We start from the raw sequence: 16,948 nt of genomic DNA, 5'->3' as shown, positions 1-16,948 counted from the left end.
CCTTCGGAGGAGGGGAGGGGCAGGGCGGGTCAGTCGCGGAATTCGAAGCGGCACGCGGCCGCGCCGGTGTTGCGGCAGCGGGTTTCGGTGATGCGCACGGCGTCGCCGCTTTGGGTGGTGCGCAGCAAGCCGTCGAGCATGCCGGCGAGGAAATGGCAGCACGCGCCGTGCTGGCCGCGGTGCGGGAACGGGCTGTCGGGGATTTCGAGGCTCTCGCCGAGCAGCTCGGCCTGCACCACCTGGCGCATCGCGGGCAACGCGATATGGCGGATGGCTTGGGCGAGCGTGAGTTGTGCGCCCAGCGAGAAGTCGCGCTTGTACACCCACGCGCCGACGCGCTGGCCGATGTAGCGCAGCGTGGGTGCGCGATCGGCGGCGTCGAGTTCGTGCTCGAGCGCGTGCACGAACAGGAACATGTTGGGATAGCTGCGCGCGAGTTGCGGGAGCAGGCGTTCGACGCGCTTGTGGTCGATGGCGCCGGGGGATGTGGCGGGTGGTTCGACGGGCGGTGCTTCGACGGGCGCGGGCGCGTGCACCTTGGCCGCAATCGGCGCGATCGGCGCACCGGGCGCATTCGCCAACGCCTCGAAACTGCGCACCAGCGGATGCGTGCCGAGGCGTTCCTCGAGTTCGAGCAATGCGTTGGCGTTGCCGCGCACGACCATCGTCAGCACGACGCCATCGGCTTCGGTGGCGATGCGATGGCGCAGCAACGTGAAACCATTCGCGATGACGACTTGCCCGAGGGCCAGCAGCAAGCCTTCGCGGCGTTCGGCAAGAACGCGGAACTCGACATCCACCACGCGGACACCCCCAGTGCGAACGCCGCCGACTATGCCCAGCGCGCCTGCGCGGGATAAATCGACACAAGGTGCTGGTTGACCGCGCACCAGCGGCGCGCTACGGGCGCGCTGCGCGGGTGCGGCGCGGGTTCCGGAAGTCCTACGACGCAACGCGGTGCAATCCGATATCGGCGGGAACGCCGCTGGGCGAACCTGATCCCGGCGGCGATGGCGCGGCCGTGCCGAAACACCCGCCTGGTGACGGGAGTTCGCTCGAAGGCCGGCGCGGTCGCGTCCTCGCCGCCAACCCTCCAGGGAGGCAGGCCATGTGGCGACGGATCGTGGTGAGCGTGGTGCTGGGCAGCGGCGCGGCGCCGGTGGCGGCGGCGGACCTGTATCGATGCATCGGGCCGGCGAGCGTCACGTACCAGCAGGCGCCGTGCGGCCCGGGTCAGGTGGTGTCGAAGACGATCCCGGTGGTGACGGAGGCACCGGTGGAGAAACCGAAGGCGGCGAAGTCGCAGCGTCGGACCGGGCCGATGCGGTCGGGGCCGTCGTCATCATCGGGCGTGCGTGGATCCGGTTCGGACTCGATCGAACGGCGGCGTGCGACGTGCGCCACGGCGAAGCGCGTGCGGGACGAAAAGCTCGAACGCCTCGGGTTGCGGCGGACGTTCGACGATCTGAGGAAGTTGGATGATCGGGTGCAGGCGGCGTGCCGGGGGCTTTGAGATGGCTCTGGAAAGGGGGATCCGGGTTCAGGCGGCCCGAACCAAGGTCCACTGGACCTATGATGAAGTGCGCATAATGCATCTCGGCTTGACTCAACCGACTGGGCAGGGGCAGAGTTTCATCACCCAGACCTAATCGTGCATGGCGGTGGCGGGGTGCGGCAGGCCGGTCTTTGTGGGAGTGGTCCCACAGAGGCAACTTCAACGGCGAGCCAGAGCCTCCTCACTGCGTACGATCAACCCGCCACATTCGGGTTGTCGGTTGCGGCAACGCAACCCACCGGCGACGCGTGCGAGCACCTCCCGGGAGCATCAGGGGCAAGAGTCGGAGAGAGAGATCTCTCTATCTTGACCCCACAGCCATGCCCAAAGGAAAGCTATCGGCGCAGCCGGCAGGTTGAGGCGGTGCTCGCATGAGCACGAAGCCCACCTCGGAAGAAGCCATGAACTTCATGGCCGATGCGGTCCTGTACCAGCGCATTGACCTCACCGGTCCATGGGAAGGCTGGAAGATCCGCGGGCAGTATCTGGTGTCTCCCAATCGGGAGCGGATCCCGGTGCGCGAGCTCGTCGGGCTATTGATTCACTACCGCGCGAAGTTTGGACACCACCGCAGCAAGCCCAAGGCGCTGACGGTCACAGAGCCCTCTAACGTCATCCCATTCGCCGCTGCGGCTGTGGAGCGTTTGCGCGGCCGGCCAGTGACGCGCGAAACGAAGGCGGCGCTCAGCATCGCAGGGGAGGGCGCGCAATGCTCACCGTGACCTGGGCGTGTGCTGGCGAGAAGCTCGTTGTGTGCCAGGCGCTGCTGGATGCTTACACGCGGGCGCAGAACGCGCTGACGGACGACGAGCGTGACGAGTTCGGTGCGCGCATCCGGGAGAAGCTCGATCGCTTCTCTGCGCTAGTGGAGGCCGCTAGGTTTGAGGTTGTGGCCGAGGAAGCTGGCAATTGTTGTCGCCTAGCCCCGGGAGGCATTGCGTAAACGCACGAATCGCGGCGGGGCGATGCGTGCCGCCCCAAGGCGGCACGCAATCCCCGCCGCCCTCGGGTGCAGGGCGGAGCCCTGCGGGGAAGGGCCATGGATGGCCCGCTTTGCTCTGGCGGTCGGACCCGCGCAGGCGAACTTCCGCTGCGGTCGAATCATTCCTGCTGACCGCTTTCGACCCAAAGCGGACATTAGGTCCGACGGTCGAGGGCGCTTGCGAACCGGTCGTATGACGCCTTGTTTGCTGGATTCGGCTTGCATAAGCTCAACCGCGCAAACAAGTCCTAGCCTCCGAAAGAGCCCGCATGACAATTCGCCAGGTAGTGCGACGCAAAGTCACAAGAGCCCTCACCGTGGCGGTTGTGTTCCTCGTTTCCCTTGTTGCGATCTACCAATTTGCACGTGATGCCGAATGGGCGTGGGTGAGCATCCCGTTGATGCTGGGCGTCATGGCCCCTTTGCTCTATGTCGTCTGGCTTGTTGACTGCCCAAAGTGCCATGCCATTTTTGGGCAGCGTCACGTGTTCAACGTTGCGTTCAACCTTCCTGCTTTGCGCAACAACAGGGTTTGCCCCAACTGCGGAGCAGACGTTGACGCACCCTGCGATCGGCGTGGCGAGCCGGTTTGACTTAGGGCTAGCGAATGTCCGCTTCTGGCCGAAAGCGGTCATTCGCCTCGGGACGTCCGCTTTCTCCAGCGGTTTGGACCGGCGCCCGCGCTAGCGGCCGGCTTTTTCGCTAGTCGATCCAAGTGTCGTGATAGTCGCTATCGAGGAATCTCGTCGCGAGTGCAAGCACGTCGTCCGCGATGCCGATCAGAGTCGAGCTGTGGCCGTCAGTGATCTTCCGTTCGCGTAGTTCGAACAGGGTGTCGAGCCAGCTTTCAATCTCCCAGTCTTCGTGTGCAGCGCCCGCCTGCTCAGCCCATGCGCGGATGAAATTGACCTTTGAAATGTGGTTCGACTCGAATCCTGTGGCACGGCCATCCGGCATGGTCCCGAGTGGTTTCAGTCGTTGCACCGCCGGGGAGTTTAGGTATTCGGGCAGCGTGAGCGTGTGCTGCCCGGTGTGAATCCATGCGGGATAGTCGTAGTGCGCCAATAGGTCAGTCAGCAACGGCACATTGCTACCGAATCGGCAGACGAGAATTCGCAGCTTTGCAGCGACCTCACCGTAGAACCGCGCATCGGTTGGGGCACGGTCCCGGTACTCCTTCAGGAGCGAAACGTGGTCGCGCAGTCGCGCCACCAGGTCACTCGGGCGTCGTCGCATTCCGCGTTCTTTTTTCTTCATCACATCTCGGTGCCGTGGCCGGGTCGGACGTTGCCCGGGCCAGAATTCCACGAAGCCGCCCAGCCGTCACTTCGTGGGGTTGGACGCTTCTGCGCAAAGTGGACGATGATGGCGGCGTTCACCGGCCTCAACGGAAAAGAGGCCGTTCCGAGTTCGCCACGGGTTTCCAAGGACGAAACCTCAAGCGATTCAAGAGGATAGGCCAGATGCAGAGCTATCTTTTGACCAAAGCCGCCATCTGTCCGAGTGCGCATAATGCATCTTACGGGACATGTCCTATAAGCATTCGGGAGGGTTCGGCTTGCTCCTGGGTCCCAGCCCGGTCCTAGGAGCCGCCTCTCCCGGTGCGCCGGACCTGGGCAGCTCCCAGGCATCCCGTTCAGTGCGAACACCTCCGCCGTCGCCCACGCTGATTCGATTGATGGCATGGCGCTCAGCGCAACGTCGGCATTCCAGTGCGCCGATCTGCACAACGCGGCGCGTAACTGCGTTACGAAGTTCGATGCGCAGTCGTCGACTCGCAACGCCGACGACAACCGCGCACACCATGCAGCCCGATTCGCGCACGAGATCGGCGAAAAAATCCGTCCCGCGCACGCGAACCCCGACACGCATTTCCGCGCCCACACACAACGAACTTCACTCGAATGCAAAACAAGGGTTGACGCTCCCCAAGCGCGCCCCTAGACTTGCCGCCTTTCCAGCCGTGGGGCCATAGCTCAGCTGGGAGAGCGCCTGCATGGCATGCAGGAGGTCGCCGGTTCGATCCCGGCTGGCTCCACCAAGTTTTTCGTATCAAATCGCTGGATAACGCTACACGTCCCCATCGTCTAGAGGCCTAGGACATTACCCTTTCACGGTAGCGACCGGGGTTCGAATCCCCGTGGGGACGCCAAACGAAACCCCCGAAGATGAAAATCTTCGGGGGTTTTTCTTTGTCTGATCCTCCGGCTCGCGACGCACGCATCCGCGTCGAAGCGCTGCGCTGGCCGCGTCGAATGATCAACGCTGGTGTGGCATTTGCCGGCGCGTTCAATCGATCGGAAACGGCATCTCCGCCGGCAAGGCTTCGTCCTCCTCCTGCACCACCGGCACCGCACCCGCATCCACGCCGCGCCACCACGGCGCGACGCGCGCGCCCTGCACCGGCTCCACCGCTTCACCAAGCCGCGGCAGGATCAATTGCACGTCGCGCGACGGCGCCAGTTCCAGCAGGCGCTCCACCGGCTGGTCCCACGGATGCATCGCCAGCGCGAACGTGCCCCAGTGCACCGGCAGGAACGCGGGATTGCCGAGCAGCGCCAGCGCTTCCATCGCGTTGTCGGGGCCCAGGTGCACGTCGCCCCACGCAGGATGGAACGCGCCCACTTCCAGCATCGCCAGGTCGAACGGGCCGAAGCGTTCGCGGATCCGTGCGTATTCCGTCGTCAGGCCGGTGTCGCCGCTGAAGAACACGGTGTGGCGATCGGACTGCACCACGATCGACGACCACAATGTCGCGTTGCGATCCTTCAAGCCACGTCCGGAGAAATGCTGCGACGGCGTCGCGGTGACGACGACCTCGGTGCCGGGCACGCGATGCGATTCCCACCAGTCGAGTTCGGTGATGCGTTCGGGTTGCACGCCCCAGGCTTCCAGGTGCGCGCCGACGCCCAGCGACGTCACGAACGGCACGTCGCGCTTGGCGAGTGCACGGATCGTCGGGTAGTCGAGATGGTCGTAGTGATCGTGCGACACGATGACGAGGTCGATCGGCGGCATTTCGCGCAACGACACGGGCACCGGCTGGAACCTTTTCGGCCCTGCGTAACGCGACGGCGATGCACGCGGGCCCCACACCGGATCCGTCAGCACGCGCAGTCCGCCGATCTCGAGCAGCATCGTCGAATGCCCGAGCCACGTCGCGCGCAAGCCGCTGTCGGGTGTGCGTTGCCATGCATCGCGTGGATCCAACGACGGCAAGGGGTTCGCGGGAACGCGATGTTCGCCGCCGCACAGGAATTCGCGGATGGTCGGCATGCGTGCCGCCGGGTCGCGCAATCCGGGCAACACCGGACGCACGTTGCGGAACGTCTCGCCGCGCCATTGTGGCGACGCCCGCATGCGTTCAAGCCGCGCACCGCGTGCGCGTGAGCCGAGGGATTTCATCGAAGTCTCCAGTCGATCTCCCTTCGACGTGCGCCCCCGGTCGCGCCTTTGCAAGGGCCGTGCCGCACACGCCATGTAACTTTTCCGCCCGACGTCCGAAGTCTTCCTTCGTGAGGCCGCTGGCCCTTTTCCGCCAGCCCTCCATCCCGACCACCCAGGAGACTTCCCATGACGACCCGCATCCCGTCCGCCCTGCCCGCCCTCGCCCTCGTTGCCGCGCTCGGCGCCGCGCTGTCTGCCGCCGCTTCCCCCGCCCCCGACAAGGCGAAGGCCTCCGCCGCCGGCAAGGAAAAGTGTTTCGGCGTCGCGCTCGCCGGCAAGAACGACTGCGCCGCCGGCCCCGGCACCACCTGCGCCGGTTCTTCGAAGATGGATTACTCGGCGAACCAGTGGATGTACGTGCCCGCCGGCACCTGCAAGACCACGGCGTCGAAGTCCTCGCCCACCGGCTTCGGCCAGCTCGCCGCGTTCAAGCCGATGAAGGCCGACGCCAAGTAAGTCGCGCACCACGCATTCGTTCCAACGCTGGAGATCGCCGGTGACCCACCTGCATGCCCCCTTCCCTACCGGCGATGTCGCCGATGCCGGCCTGCCCGCGCGGGCCGGCATCGGGTTCAAGCCGCGACACTTCGATGCGATCGAGGCGGACGACGCACCGCCAGCCTTCTTCGAAGTGCATGCGGAAAATTATCTGGGCGCCGGCGGCCTGCCGCATGCGCAATTGTCGGCCCTGCGTGCGCGCGCGCCGATCAGCGTGCATGGCGTCGGCCTGTCGCTCGGCGGCGCCACGCCGCCCGACGCCGCGCACCTGGCCCGCATCGCCACGCTGCTGCGCCGCCACGACGCCGCGGTGTATTCCGAACACCTGGCCTGGTCCACGCACGACGGGCGCTTCTTCAACGACCTGCTGCCGCTGTGCTACGACGCGGCCACGCTCGCCCGCGTGTGCGCGCACATCGATGAAGTGCAGTTGCGTCTGGGCCGCCGACTGCTGCTGGAAAACCCCAGCACGTACCTCGAATTCGAACGCAGCACGTTCGAAGAACCCGACTTCCTCGCGCAGATCGTGCGCCGCACCGGTTGCGCGCTGCTGCTCGACATCAACAACGTCCACGTCTCATGCAGCAACAACGGGCACGATGCGAGCGCGTACCTCGACGCGCTGCCGCTGCAGGCCGTGCAGCAGGTGCACCTGGCGGGCCATGCCGTGGTGCAGGATGACGGCGGCGACACGCTGCTGATCGACGACCACGGCTCGCCGGTCGCACCGACGGTGTGGGCGCTGTATTCGAACCTGCTTGCGCGCATCGGCCCCGTACCGACGCTCATCGAATGGGACACGCATGTTCCGGAGTACGCCACGCTGCGCGCCGAGGCCCATCACGCGCAGGCGTTGATCGACCACGCGTGGCACGACACGGCCTGCTGCGCATGAACGTCCACGCCGCTTTCGCGCACGCCCTCACCTCCCCTGCCGCGCCGGCACCCGGCGGTGTGCGTGGCCACGATGCCGCGCGCCGCTTCGCCGTGCATCGCATTACCTTCGTCGCGACGCTCGTCGATGCGTTGGCGGCGTCGTTCCCGGTCACGCAAGCGCTCGTCGGTGAAGCGTTCTTTCGCGCGATGGCGCGTGCCTGCGTGCTGGCGTCGCCGCCGCGCACGCCGGTGCTCACCGAGTACGCGTTCGAATTTCCCGCTGCCATCGCGACCTTCGCGCCCGCGGCGCAGGTGCCGTACCTGGCCGACGTCGCACGCATCGAAGCGCTGCGCATCCGCGCGTACCACGCCGCCGATGCGCAACCGGTCGCGGACGCGGAGTTCCTCGCGTTGTGCGCGAACCCGGAGCAACTCGCCAACGCCCGCGTCGCGCTGCACCCGGCCTGCACGTGGTTCCGCGCGCGCCATGCGGCGCATGCGATCTGGGCCGCGCACCAGGAGGACGTCGCGCCTTCACTTGCGCACATCGACATCGCGCAGCCTGAAGAAATCCTCGTGACGCGCCCGCACTTCGACGTGCACGTGGCCGCGCTGCCTGCAGGCGCGACGGCTCTCCTCGACGCCCTGCGGCTCGGCCTGCCGCTGGGCGCCGCCTTCGCACAAGCCCGCGCCCTGGCGCGCCACGCCGACGAAGCCGCGTTGTTCGCGGTGCTGCTGCGCCACGGCCTCGTCGTCGCTTTCCACCCGGAGTCCTGACATGCATGCCACGCTCGCCGCGAACGCGCACACGCGCCCGTCCTTCCTCCATGCGATCGCACGCCGCATCGACCAGGCGATCGCGCTGTTCTCGCGCATCCCGCACAGCTTCATCGCGTTCCTCGCGCGGTTCTCGCTCGCGGTGACGTTCTGGGTGTCGGGGCAGACGAAGGTGGAAGGCTTCGTCGCCGATCCCATCGGCTTGACGTTCCAACCCGGCGTGCCGCACCTGTCGGAGAACGCGCTCGAACTGTTCCGCACCGACTACGCCCTGCCGTTCCTGCCGCCGGACCTCGCCGCGGTGATGGCCGCCACGGCGGAGCACGTGTTCCCCGTCCTGCTGCTGCTCGGCCTGGCCACGCGCTTCTCCGCGCTCGCGCTGCTCGGCATGACGCTGGTGATCGAGATCTTCGTGTATCCCGACGCGTACCCGACCCACGGCCTGTGGGCCGCGCTGATGCTGTACCTGATGGCGCGCGGCCCCGGCGTCTTCTCGCTCGACCACCTGGTAGCGCGCCGCTTCCGCGCGGCCTGATGCGCCACGCTTCCCCTGCGCCCCGGTCCGTCGCATGATCGCCGCGATCCTCCCGTTCCCGCGACCGGAGCCGCCCCGCGCGATGCTCGAGCCGGAAGCCGCCAACCAGGGCGTCGCCAGCCGCACCGCGCCGGCCGACTCCGGCCCGGCCTGGGCGGCACTGATGACGCGCGCGCAGGACGGCGACCGCGACGCGTACCACGCCTTGCTCATCGACATCACGCCGTACCTGCGCGCGATCGCGGCCCGTTACCTGGGCCGCGACGAAACCGAGGACGCGGTGCAGGAGATCCTGTTGGTCGTCCACGACATCCGCCACACCTGGGAACGCGCGCGTCCGTTCAAGCCCTGGCTCAGCACCATCGCCACGCGGCGTTGCATCGACATGCTGCGCAGCCGGTCGCGCCGCATCGAACGCGAACTGTTGTCCGACGATCCCTTCGAGCCCTTCGAAGACGACGCACCCGGCCCCGAAGCCAGCACCGAACGCGCGCACGCCGCGCGTGCCCTGCACGATGCCGTGGACGAACTGTCGCCGCGCCAGCGCGAAGCGGTGCGCCTGCTGCACCTGCGCGATCTCTCGTTGTCCGAAGCCTCCACGCAAAGCCAGCAAAGCATCGGTTCGCTGAAGGTCGCCGCACATCGCGCGATCAAGGCGCTGCGCGATTCGCTCGGCGGCAAGGACGGTCCGCATGGCTGACACCCGCACCCTCATCGAACGCCTCGCACGGGACGCGCGCCCGGTGCGCCCGATCGCCTCGCCGTTGCGTCGCACGGTGCTGTGGCTGGTGCTGGCGGTTGTCATCGCCGCGCTCGTCATCGCGCATTACGGTTTGCGCGCGAACCTGGGCGACGTGATGCATTCGGGCCCCGACCTGGTCGAGTGGATCGCCAGCCTGCTCACCGGCGTGTGCGCGGCATACGCGGCGTTCCAGGTCAGCGTGCCCGGGCGGTCGAAGGCCTGGGCGTGGTTGCCGGTGCCGCCGTTGCTGTTGTGGCTCACGGGCCTGGGCTGGGGCTGCCTGCGCGACTACGCGCACATGGGCGCGGCCGCGTTCGTGATGGAAGCGGCGACGTCGGAATGCGCCATCGCGATCGCGTTCACCAGCGTGCCGCTGGGACTGGCGTTGTTGTGGATGGTGCGATTCGCGGGGGTCGTGCGCCCGATGCAGAGCGCGTTGCTCGCCGCGCTGGGTGCGGCCGCGCTATCGGCGGCCAGCGTCACGCTGTACCACGAAGGCGAGAACATGCTGATGGTGCTGCTGTGGCACTTCGGCGCGGTGCTGGTGCTGTCGCTGGCGTGCCTGGCGCTGGGCCGCCCCTTGTTCGCGTGGATCGGCCCGGTGAAACGCTAGGCCGCGATCGGTGCGGTGGCTTCGCTCACCGGCACCAGCGTGGCCACGCCGTGCCCCTGTTCGGCGAGGTATTGCACCCACTTGCCGAGGAAGGTGTTCATGCGCAGGCGATGGGTGACGACTTGCGCCGGCGGCGGGTACATGCCGATCACGTCCTGCCAGCGGCGGCCCACGTAGCAGTGCGTGGCTTCCACCTGTTTTGCGTCGCGATACAGACGCAGGTGGGCGGAAGGATCGGGCTCGCCGGTGACCGGATCGATGACCGCGTAGCTCAGTCGCAGTTCCACCGTGTACGCGTGGCGCGCGACGACATCGAGCACGACATCCAGGCCATCGCCCACGCTGGAGACGTAACGCCCGACGGCAAGATCCTGCGGCTCGAACAACCGCACCAGGCGCACGTGGTTCTCTGCGTACAACCCCATCAGCCAGCCGAAGCGACTGAGTTTCGGGATGCGCGCGGAACGGGCTGCGATGCGGTCCATGGCGTCGAATCCTACACGCCAAATCCGCATCGCGGCAGCATTGACGTACCCCACTTGCGGGCATAACGTAACGGCTCCGCACATCGTTCAGCGAACCCTTCCAGGGGTTCACGCCATCAGAACATTTCGCGGTGGATCCCCAGCGTCGTGAGCACCTTGCTCGAGATTTCCTCGATCGAGGTATGCGTCGTGCTGAGCACCGTCAGGCGCTCGTTCTGGAAGATGTGTTCGGCCTGCGCCACTTCGCGGCGGCACGTGTCCATCTGCGAATACTTGGAATTGGGCCTGCGTTCCTGGCGGATCTGCTGCAGGCGCACCGGGTCGATCGTCAGCCCGAACAACTTGTGCCGGTGCCCGCGCAGTTTCTGCGGCAGGCGATCGGCTTCCAGGTCTTCCTCGGTGAGCGGGTAATTGGCCGCGCAGATGCCGTAGTGCAGCGCCAGGTACACGCACGTGGGCGTCTTGCCCGCGCGCGAGACGCCGACGAGGATGATCTCCGCGTCGTCGAAGTCCATGATCATCCCGTCGTCGTGCGTGAGCGCGTAGTTCATCGCGTTGATGCGGCGGTGGTAAGCCTCGAAGTCGACCATGCCGTGCGCCTGGCCGACGCGGTTGGTGCGGGGCTGGCCGAGCTCGCGCTCCAGCGGCTCGATGAAGGGCGCGAAGATGTCCAGCATCAGCCCGCCGCTTTCGGCCAGCAGCCGGTAGAGCTCGTTGTCCACGCAGGAATTGATCACGATCGGGCGCACCCCGGCGGCCTCCCCGGCCGCGCGGATGCGCAGGGCGGCCTCGCGGGCCTTGTCCGGGGTGTCGACGAAGGGGATGCGATCGGTGGCGAACCGCGTGTCGCCGAACTGGGTCAGCAGGCTGTGGCCGATGGTCTCGGCCGTGATGCCGGTGCCGTCGGAGATGTAGAAGACGGGGCGCGTGGGGGTCATGTGCAGGCGTCGGCGGCGCGGGGCTTGTAAAATACCGCGCTTCGCGGCCGGCGCCTGCCTGCCCTCCCCCATCGAAAAGCCGGAGCCCCGCCTTGAGCGCGAACATTTTGTGGCTGCACGACCTGCGATTGACCGACCTGGCGCAGGTGGGCGGCAAGAATTCCTCGCTCGGCGAGATGATCGGCAACCTGGCCAAGCTGGGCGTCTCGGTGCCCGGCGGCTACGCCACCACGGCCGACGCCTTCAAGGCCTTCATCGCGCACAACACGCTGCACCAGCGCATCTTCGACCGCCTGGCGGGCCTGGACGTGGAAGACGTCCCCGCCCTCAACCGCGCCGGCGCGGAGATCCGCGGCTGGGTGATCGACGCCCCGCTGCAGGCCGACCTGGACCGCGACATCCGCGACGCCTACGCGAAGCTGTGCGCGGAGAACGGCGGCGGCGACGTGGCGGTGGCGGTGCGCTCCTCCGCCACCGCCGAAGACCTGCCCGACGCCAGCTTCGCCGGCCAGCAGGAAACCTTCCTCAACGTCGAAGGCGCCGACGACGTCGTGCGCAAGGTGAAGGAAGTCTTCGCGTCGCTGTACAACGACCGCGCCATCGCCTACCGCGTGCACCACGGCTTCAAGCACGAAGACGTGTTCCTGTCCGCCGGCGTGCAGCTGATGGTGCGTTCGGATGTGGGTTCGTCCGGCGTGCTGTTCACGCTCGACACTGAATCAGGCTTCCGCGACGTGGTCTTCATCACCGCCAGCTACGGCCTCGGCGAGAACGTCGTGCAGGGCGCGGTCAACCCGGACGAGTTCTACGTCTTCAAGCCCACCCTCCGCCAGGGCAAGCCGGCGATCCTGCGCCGCTCGCTCGGCAGCAAGCAGATCCGCATGGTGTATTCGGATGCGCCGGGCGAACGCGTGCGCAACGAAGACACGCCGGCGGAGTTGCGCAACAAGTTCTCCGTCAGCGACGACGACGTGCACGAACTCGCGCGCCAGTCGCTGATCATCGAACAACACTACGGCCGCCCGATGGACATCGAGTGGGCGAAGGACGGCGTCAGCGGCAAGCTCTTCATCGTGCAGGCGCGCCCCGAGACCGTGAAGTCGCGCGGCCATGCCACGCAGATCGAACGCTTCACGCTCGGCGAGCGCGGCCCGGTGGTCGCCGAAGGCCGCGCGATCGGCCAGAAGATCGGTGCGGGCGTGGCGCGCGTCGTGCGCTCGCTCGACGACATGAACCGCGTGCAGCCCGGCGACGTGCTCGTCGCCGACATGACCGATCCCGACTGGGAGCCGGTGATGAAGCGCGCCGCCGCCATCGTCACCAACCGCGGCGGCCGCACCTGCCACGCGGCGATCATCGCGCGCGAACTCGGCGTGCCGGCGGTCGTGGGCACGGGCAACGCGCTCGACCTGATCAAGGACGGCAGCGAGGTCACCGTCAGCTGCGCCGAAGGCGACACCGGCTTCATCTACGACGGCAACCTGCCCTTCGAACGCACCACGACGGACCTGGCCAACATGCCGCCCGCGCCGCTGAAGATCATGATGAACGTGGCCAACCCGGACCGCGCGTTCGACTTCGGCATGCTGCCCAACGCGGGCATCGGCCTTGCGCGCCTGGAAATGATCATCGCCAGCCACATCGGCGTGCATCCCAAGGCCCTGCTGGAATACGACAAGCAGGACCATGCGACGAAGCAGAAGATCGACGCGAAGATGGCCGGCTATGCGAGCCCGGTGGACTTCTACGTGGATCGCCTCGCCGAAGGCATCGCGACGATCACGGCCTCCGTGGCACCGCATCCGGTGATCGTGCGCCTGTCGGACTTCAAGTCCAACGAATACGCCAACCTCATCGGCGGCAGCAAGTACGAGCCGCACGAAGAGAACCCGATGATCGGCTTCCGCGGCGCCAGCCGTTACGTCGATGCGTCGTTCAAGGACGCCTTCGCGCTGGAATGCCGCGCGGTGCTGAAGGTGCGCGACACGATGGGCCTCACCAACTGCTGGGTGATGATCCCGTTCGTGCGCACGCTGGACGAAGGCCGCAAGGTGATCGAGGTGCTGCGCGAGAACGGCCTCGTGCAGGGCAAGGATGGCCTGAAGATCATCATGATGTGCGAGGTACCGTCCAACGCATTGATGGCGGACGAATTCCTCGACCTGTTCGATGGCTTCTCCATCGGCTCCAACGACCTGACGCAGCTCACGCTGGGCCTGGACCGCGACTCGGCGATCGTCGCCAACCTGTTCGACGAACGCGACCCGGCGGTCAAGAAATTGCTGTCGATGGCCATCAAGGCCGCGCGCGCGAAGGGCAAGTACGTCGGCATCTGCGGCCAGGGGCCGAGCGACCATCCGGACCTGGCGCTGTGGTTGATGGAACAGGGCATCGAATCGGTGTCGTTGAATCCGGACACCGTGGTCGATACCTGGCTGCAGCTGGCGAAGGCGAAGCAGGGCTAACCGACGATCCTGTTCCGCCCTGCCCGCTTCGCCTCGTAGAGCAACTGGTCGGCCCGGCTGACCAGTTTCTCGTGGTGCGACAAGCCGGTGCGCTCGCACACGCCGCCACTGAGCGTCATGTGGAAGCCGGGCGCGAACGCATCGCAATTCATCGCCTCGATTGCCGCACGCGCGGCTTCGCACAGCTCGCGTGCGCGCTCCAGCGACGTGATCGGGAACAGCACCGCGAATTCCTCGCCGCCCCAGCGCGCCAGCATCGTGCCGCCGTCGAACAGGCGCGACAACACCTCGGCTACTGCCCGCAGCGCTTCATCGCCCGCCGCGTGCGAGTACTCGTCGTTGATGCGCTTGAAGTGGTCGATGTCCAGCAACGCGAGCGTCAGCGGTTGCTGCGTGCGCACCGCGAGGTCGAAGGCCTGCGCCAGGCGTTCGTCGAGCGACCGGCGATTGGCGAGGCCGGTCAGCGGATCTTCGCGCGCCTGGCGCTCGAACGCTTCCGACTTCTCCTGCAGCTCGCGTACCAGGCGCGTCTTTTCTTCGTCGGCCACCAGCAGGCGCGTGGTCTGGTCGCGCAGGTCGCGCGTGCGTTGGTCGACCACGGTTTCGAGCGCGACCGCGCGGACGCGCAAGCTGCGCGTGCGCCAGCGGATGTAGCCCACCACCAGCAGCGCAAGCGCGAGGATGCATGCCGCGGCGAACCACGGGTGTTGCCAGAGTTGCGGCTGGATTTCGATCTCGGTCGTCGTGACCTGCGGATTCCACCCCTGCCCCAGCCCGGGCGCGGACGAGGTGACCATGAACTTGTACTTGCCCGGCCCCAGGTTGGTGTACTGCGCCACGCGCTGGTTGCCGCGCTCCACCCAGTCCGCATCCACGCCCACCAGGCGATGCCGGTAGCGCAGCAGGCGCGGCATCTGGAAGTTGAGCCCGGCGTAGTGGAACTCGAGCTTGCGCGTGCCCGGCGCGAGCGTCAGCGCCGCATCGGTCGGCATCGCGTGGTCGTCGGCGAGGATCTGTTCGATCACCACCGGCGCGATCGTGCGGCGGTAGCTGTGCAACACCGTCGGATCCACCGTGGCCGCACCGCGCGCGGTCGCCACCCAGATGCGTCCCTGCGAATCGCGGATCGCCGCGGGCCCCGAACCGCCGTTGCACTGGCTGCTCGCCAGCCCGTCCGCTTCGCCGAACTGGTCGGGGTTGAGCGTCTTGCGCCGGCCGTCGAGCACCGCTTCGGCATCGCTGCGCTGCACGCGCATCACGCCGCGGTTCGACGTGAGCCACAGGCTGCCGGCTTCGTCGTCGACCACCTGGAACAACGTATCCACCGGCAGGCCCTGCGGCAGCCCGATCGCCGCCTTCCGGCCGTTGCGATACCGCACCAGCCCGCGATCGGTGGCGATCCACACCGTGCCGTCGGCGTCTTCGTGGAAATCGAAGACGTCCTGCGCATCGTTCATCGAATGCAGGTCGATCGGTTCGACGCGCTCATCCACCACGCGCGCCGCACCGTTCGCCGTGCCCACCCACACGGCGCCGTCGCGCGCGACGTGCAGCGCGAGGACAAAATCGCGCGGCAAGCCCGCATCCGAACCGAACAGCTTGAACTTGCCGTCCTGCATGCGGACGAGCCCGCGCGAAGTGCCGATCCACAACGCACCGTCGGGCCCGCGCGCGAGCGCGCGAACCTGGTTGCTGCCGGGCATCCCGTTCGCGTTGTCGTGGTGTTCGACCACCTTGCCGTCGCGCAAGCGCAGCAGGCCGCCGACATACGTGCCGACCCACAGGCTGTCGTCGTCGTCCGGCATCAGGCTGAGGATGGAATCGCCCGGCAAGCCGTCGGCGCTGGTGTAGACGTTGGTGACCTTCCCGTCGCGCCAGCGGTTGAGGCCGCGGCTGGTGCCGATCCAGACGCTGTCGTCGCGCGATTGCGCGATCGCGCGCACGTAGTCGTCGCTCAGGCCCTGCTCGGTGTTGTACGTGGTGAACGGCGCATCGCGCAGGCGCAGGAGCCCGGCGTTGGTGCCGGCCCACAGGCTGCCTTCGCGATCGACGAACAACGCGGCGACGCGGTTGTTCGGCAAACCCTTCTGGCTGCCGAGTGCATCCACGCCGTTGGCGCCCAGGCGCAGCAGGCCGTGGTTGATCGTGCCCACCCACAAGTCGCCCGCGGCGTCGCGCACGATGCTCGGCACGCCGTCGGCGGGCAGCAGCGGCGACACCGCTTCGAAACGCTCGCCCGTGCGCACGAACGCGCCGCGTTCGGTGCCGGCGTACAGGCGGCCGTCGTTGGTCTGTTCGAGGTGGAAGATCGGTGCGTCGGGCAGGCCGTCGTGGTGGTCGTACACCACGATGCGACCGCTGCCGGCGAAGTGCACGATGCCCGCGGCGGTGGACAGCCAGATCGAATCGTCGCGATCGCGCACGAGCCCGAACGTCACGTTCGACGGCAGGCCGTGGCCCTGCGAATACACCTGCACGTGGCCGTCGGGATCCACGCGTGTCAGGCCCGCGCTTTCAGTGGCGACCCACAGGCGGCCGCGCTGGTCGCGCACGGCATCCATGATCTCGTCCTGCGACAGGCCCTGCGCCTTGCCCCAGGTGCGCCACGTGCCGTTCTGCAGCACGCTCACGCCGCCGCGCGAAGTGCCCACCACCAGCGCGCCGTCGGGCGCGACGCGGATCGAACGCACGCCGTTGTCGCGCAGCGCCGGCGTGTTGCTGCGATCGATGACGTGGAATTCGAGCCCGTTGTAGCGGACCAGCCCTTCCCAGGTGCCGAACCAGAGATACCCGTCGGGCGTCTGCGCGATCGCGTTGACCTGGTTGTGCGGCAGGCCTTCGCGCGTGGTCCAGACTTCGCGGAAGTACGCGTTGACGGGTTTGTCGTGGGGCGCGGCCTGCGCGGCGGCCGGCAGGACGATCGCGGCCAGGGCCAGCAGCGCGGCGCAGGCCAGCAACGCCGCGGTGCGTGCGCGCCGCGCGGGCCGGGCCTGTGCTTGGTCAGCGTGCATGCGATCGATCGCGCGGCCCTCGTT

The 16,948-nt window shown here is 67.4% G+C and carries 17 protein-coding genes and 2 tRNA genes; 13 read left to right on the top strand and 6 right to left on the bottom strand.

Annotated features, from left to right (window positions below):
* Positions 1–29: 29 nt before the first annotated feature.
* Positions 30–803, bottom strand: a complete 774-nt coding sequence (locus LYSHEL_RS14390) for a V4R domain-containing protein (RefSeq protein WP_213434735.1) — start codon at positions 801–803, stop codon at positions 30–32.
* A gap of 323 nt (positions 804–1,126) precedes the next feature.
* On the opposite strand from LYSHEL_RS14390, the gene LYSHEL_RS14385 reads away from it, so the two are divergent.
* The 4 genes from LYSHEL_RS14385 to LYSHEL_RS14370 all read left to right on the top strand — a co-directional run bounded on the left by LYSHEL_RS14385 (position 1,127) and on the right by LYSHEL_RS14370 (position 3,130).
* Positions 1,127–1,513: a DUF4124 domain-containing protein gene (locus LYSHEL_RS14385; RefSeq protein WP_213434734.1), complete on the top strand. Its 387-nt coding sequence runs from the start codon at positions 1,127–1,129 to the stop codon at positions 1,511–1,513.
* Between the two features lie 413 nt (positions 1,514–1,926).
* A complete protein-coding gene (locus LYSHEL_RS14380) occupies positions 1,927–2,277 on the top strand; it encodes a hypothetical protein (RefSeq protein ID WP_213434733.1) in 351 nt (116 codons plus the stop codon).
* Complete coding sequence (locus LYSHEL_RS14375; protein ID WP_213434732.1) at positions 2,265–2,498, top strand: hypothetical protein; 234 nt, start codon at positions 2,265–2,267, stop codon at positions 2,496–2,498. The genes LYSHEL_RS14380 and LYSHEL_RS14375 overlap by 13 nt, the downstream gene beginning before the upstream one ends.
* 308 nt (positions 2,499–2,806) lie before the next feature.
* Positions 2,807–3,130: a hypothetical protein gene (locus LYSHEL_RS14370; RefSeq protein WP_213434731.1), complete on the top strand. Its 324-nt coding sequence runs from the start codon at positions 2,807–2,809 to the stop codon at positions 3,128–3,130.
* A 109-nt stretch (positions 3,131–3,239) separates the two neighbouring features.
* On the opposite strand, the gene LYSHEL_RS14365 is transcribed toward LYSHEL_RS14370, so the two are convergent.
* Positions 3,240–3,794 (bottom strand): hypothetical protein, encoded by a 555-nt coding sequence (locus LYSHEL_RS14365; protein ID WP_213434730.1) that lies wholly within the window; start codon positions 3,792–3,794, stop codon positions 3,240–3,242.
* 708 nt (positions 3,795–4,502) lie between these two features.
* Between LYSHEL_RS14365 and LYSHEL_RS14360 the strand changes: the two genes are divergently transcribed.
* Positions 4,503–4,578, top strand: a tRNA-Ala gene (locus LYSHEL_RS14360).
* A 35-nt stretch (positions 4,579–4,613) separates the two neighbouring features.
* A tRNA-Glu gene (locus tag LYSHEL_RS14355) sits at positions 4,614–4,689 on the top strand.
* A 137-nt stretch (positions 4,690–4,826) separates the two neighbouring features.
* On the opposite strand, the gene LYSHEL_RS14350 is transcribed toward LYSHEL_RS14355, so the two are convergent.
* Positions 4,827–5,897 carry an MBL fold metallo-hydrolase gene (locus LYSHEL_RS14350; RefSeq protein WP_244858564.1) on the bottom strand — a complete coding sequence of 357 codons (1,071 nt, stop codon included), beginning with the start codon at positions 5,895–5,897 and terminating at the stop codon, positions 4,827–4,829.
* Between the two features lie 213 nt (positions 5,898–6,110).
* On the opposite strand from LYSHEL_RS14350, the gene LYSHEL_RS14345 reads away from it, so the two are divergent.
* From LYSHEL_RS14345 to LYSHEL_RS14320, 6 genes are read left to right on the top strand one after another with little or no spacing between them, the layout of a single operon-like run.
* Entirely contained in the window at positions 6,111–6,440 is a 330-nt protein-coding gene (locus tag LYSHEL_RS14345; RefSeq protein ID WP_213434728.1) for a BufA1 family periplasmic bufferin-type metallophore, read from the top strand.
* A 40-nt stretch (positions 6,441–6,480) separates the two neighbouring features.
* Positions 6,481–7,377, top strand: coding sequence for an MNIO family bufferin maturase (gene bufB / locus LYSHEL_RS14340; protein ID WP_213434727.1), 897 nt, complete (start codon positions 6,481–6,483; stop codon positions 7,375–7,377).
* Complete coding sequence (locus LYSHEL_RS14335; protein WP_213434726.1) at positions 7,374–8,135, top strand: HvfC/BufC N-terminal domain-containing protein; 762 nt, start codon at positions 7,374–7,376, stop codon at positions 8,133–8,135. The genes bufB and LYSHEL_RS14335 overlap by 4 nt, the downstream gene beginning before the upstream one ends.
* A 1-nt stretch (position 8,136) precedes the next feature.
* Entirely contained in the window at positions 8,137–8,670 is a 534-nt protein-coding gene (locus tag LYSHEL_RS14330; RefSeq protein WP_213434725.1) for a DoxX family protein, read from the top strand.
* 34 nt (positions 8,671–8,704) lie between these two features.
* Positions 8,705–9,370 (top strand): RNA polymerase sigma factor, encoded by a 666-nt coding sequence (locus tag LYSHEL_RS14325; protein ID WP_244858562.1) that lies wholly within the window; start codon positions 8,705–8,707, stop codon positions 9,368–9,370.
* A complete protein-coding gene (locus LYSHEL_RS14320) occupies positions 9,363–10,025 on the top strand; it encodes a DUF1109 domain-containing protein (protein ID WP_213434724.1) in 663 nt (220 codons plus the stop codon). Before LYSHEL_RS14325 ends, LYSHEL_RS14320 begins: the two co-directional genes overlap by 8 nt.
* Here the strand turns inward: LYSHEL_RS14320 and LYSHEL_RS14315 are convergent.
* Together LYSHEL_RS14315 and ppsR are read right to left on the bottom strand one after the other, a co-directional pair.
* A complete protein-coding gene (locus LYSHEL_RS14315; protein WP_213434723.1) occupies positions 10,022–10,510 on the bottom strand; it encodes a DUF1249 domain-containing protein in 489 nt (162 codons plus the stop codon). The two genes, LYSHEL_RS14320 and LYSHEL_RS14315, sit on opposite strands and share 4 nt — an antisense overlap.
* 116 nt (positions 10,511–10,626) lie before the next feature.
* Entirely contained in the window at positions 10,627–11,448 is an 822-nt protein-coding gene (gene ppsR, locus LYSHEL_RS14310) for a posphoenolpyruvate synthetase regulatory kinase/phosphorylase PpsR (RefSeq protein ID WP_213434722.1), read from the bottom strand.
* A 92-nt stretch (positions 11,449–11,540) separates the two neighbouring features.
* On the opposite strand from ppsR, the gene ppsA reads away from it, so the two are divergent.
* Positions 11,541–13,913, top strand: a complete 2,373-nt coding sequence (gene ppsA, locus LYSHEL_RS14305; RefSeq protein ID WP_213434721.1) for a phosphoenolpyruvate synthase — start codon at positions 11,541–11,543, stop codon at positions 13,911–13,913.
* Here the strand turns inward: ppsA and LYSHEL_RS14300 are convergent.
* Positions 13,910–16,924, bottom strand: a complete 3,015-nt coding sequence (locus LYSHEL_RS14300; RefSeq protein WP_213434720.1) for a ligand-binding sensor domain-containing diguanylate cyclase — start codon at positions 16,922–16,924, stop codon at positions 13,910–13,912. The two genes, ppsA and LYSHEL_RS14300, sit on opposite strands and share 4 nt — an antisense overlap.
* Positions 16,925–16,948 lie beyond the last annotated feature (24 nt).

This window comes from Lysobacter helvus, from assembly GCF_018406645.1.
GTDB classification, from domain to species: Bacteria; Pseudomonadota; Gammaproteobacteria; order Xanthomonadales; family Xanthomonadaceae; genus Noviluteimonas; species Noviluteimonas caseinilytica.
This window is presented reverse-complemented; position numbering and strand designations above follow the sequence as displayed.

Excerpts from the sequence above, each read along its gene's own strand:
- LYSHEL_RS14370 (WP_213434731.1), top strand. The coding sequence starts at position 2,807 with ATGACAATTCGCCAGGTAGTGCGACGCAAAGTCACAAGAGCCCTCACC.
- LYSHEL_RS14330 (WP_213434725.1), top strand. The coding sequence starts at position 8,137 with ATGCATGCCACGCTCGCCGCGAACGCGCACACGCGCCCGTCCTTCCTC.
- LYSHEL_RS14300 (WP_213434720.1), bottom strand. The coding sequence starts at position 16,924 with ATGCACGCTGACCAAGCACAGGCCCGGCCCGCGCGGCGCGCACGCACC.
- LYSHEL_RS14350 (WP_244858564.1), bottom strand. The coding sequence starts at position 5,897 with ATGCGGGCGTCGCCACAATGGCGCGGCGAGACGTTCCGCAACGTGCGT.
- LYSHEL_RS14365 (WP_213434730.1), bottom strand. The coding sequence starts at position 3,794 with ATGAAGAAAAAAGAACGCGGAATGCGACGACGCCCGAGTGACCTGGTG.
- LYSHEL_RS14375 (WP_213434732.1), top strand. The coding sequence starts at position 2,265 with ATGCTCACCGTGACCTGGGCGTGTGCTGGCGAGAAGCTCGTTGTGTGC.
- LYSHEL_RS14345 (WP_213434728.1), top strand. The coding sequence starts at position 6,111 with ATGACGACCCGCATCCCGTCCGCCCTGCCCGCCCTCGCCCTCGTTGCC.
- LYSHEL_RS14335 (WP_213434726.1), top strand. The coding sequence starts at position 7,374 with ATGAACGTCCACGCCGCTTTCGCGCACGCCCTCACCTCCCCTGCCGCG.
- LYSHEL_RS14325 (WP_244858562.1), top strand. The coding sequence starts at position 8,705 with ATGATCGCCGCGATCCTCCCGTTCCCGCGACCGGAGCCGCCCCGCGCG.
- LYSHEL_RS14320 (WP_213434724.1), top strand. The coding sequence starts at position 9,363 with ATGGCTGACACCCGCACCCTCATCGAACGCCTCGCACGGGACGCGCGC.
- LYSHEL_RS14380 (WP_213434733.1), top strand. The coding sequence starts at position 1,927 with ATGAGCACGAAGCCCACCTCGGAAGAAGCCATGAACTTCATGGCCGAT.
- LYSHEL_RS14315 (WP_213434723.1), bottom strand. The coding sequence starts at position 10,510 with ATGGACCGCATCGCAGCCCGTTCCGCGCGCATCCCGAAACTCAGTCGC.
- ppsR (WP_213434722.1), bottom strand. The coding sequence starts at position 11,448 with ATGACCCCCACGCGCCCCGTCTTCTACATCTCCGACGGCACCGGCATC.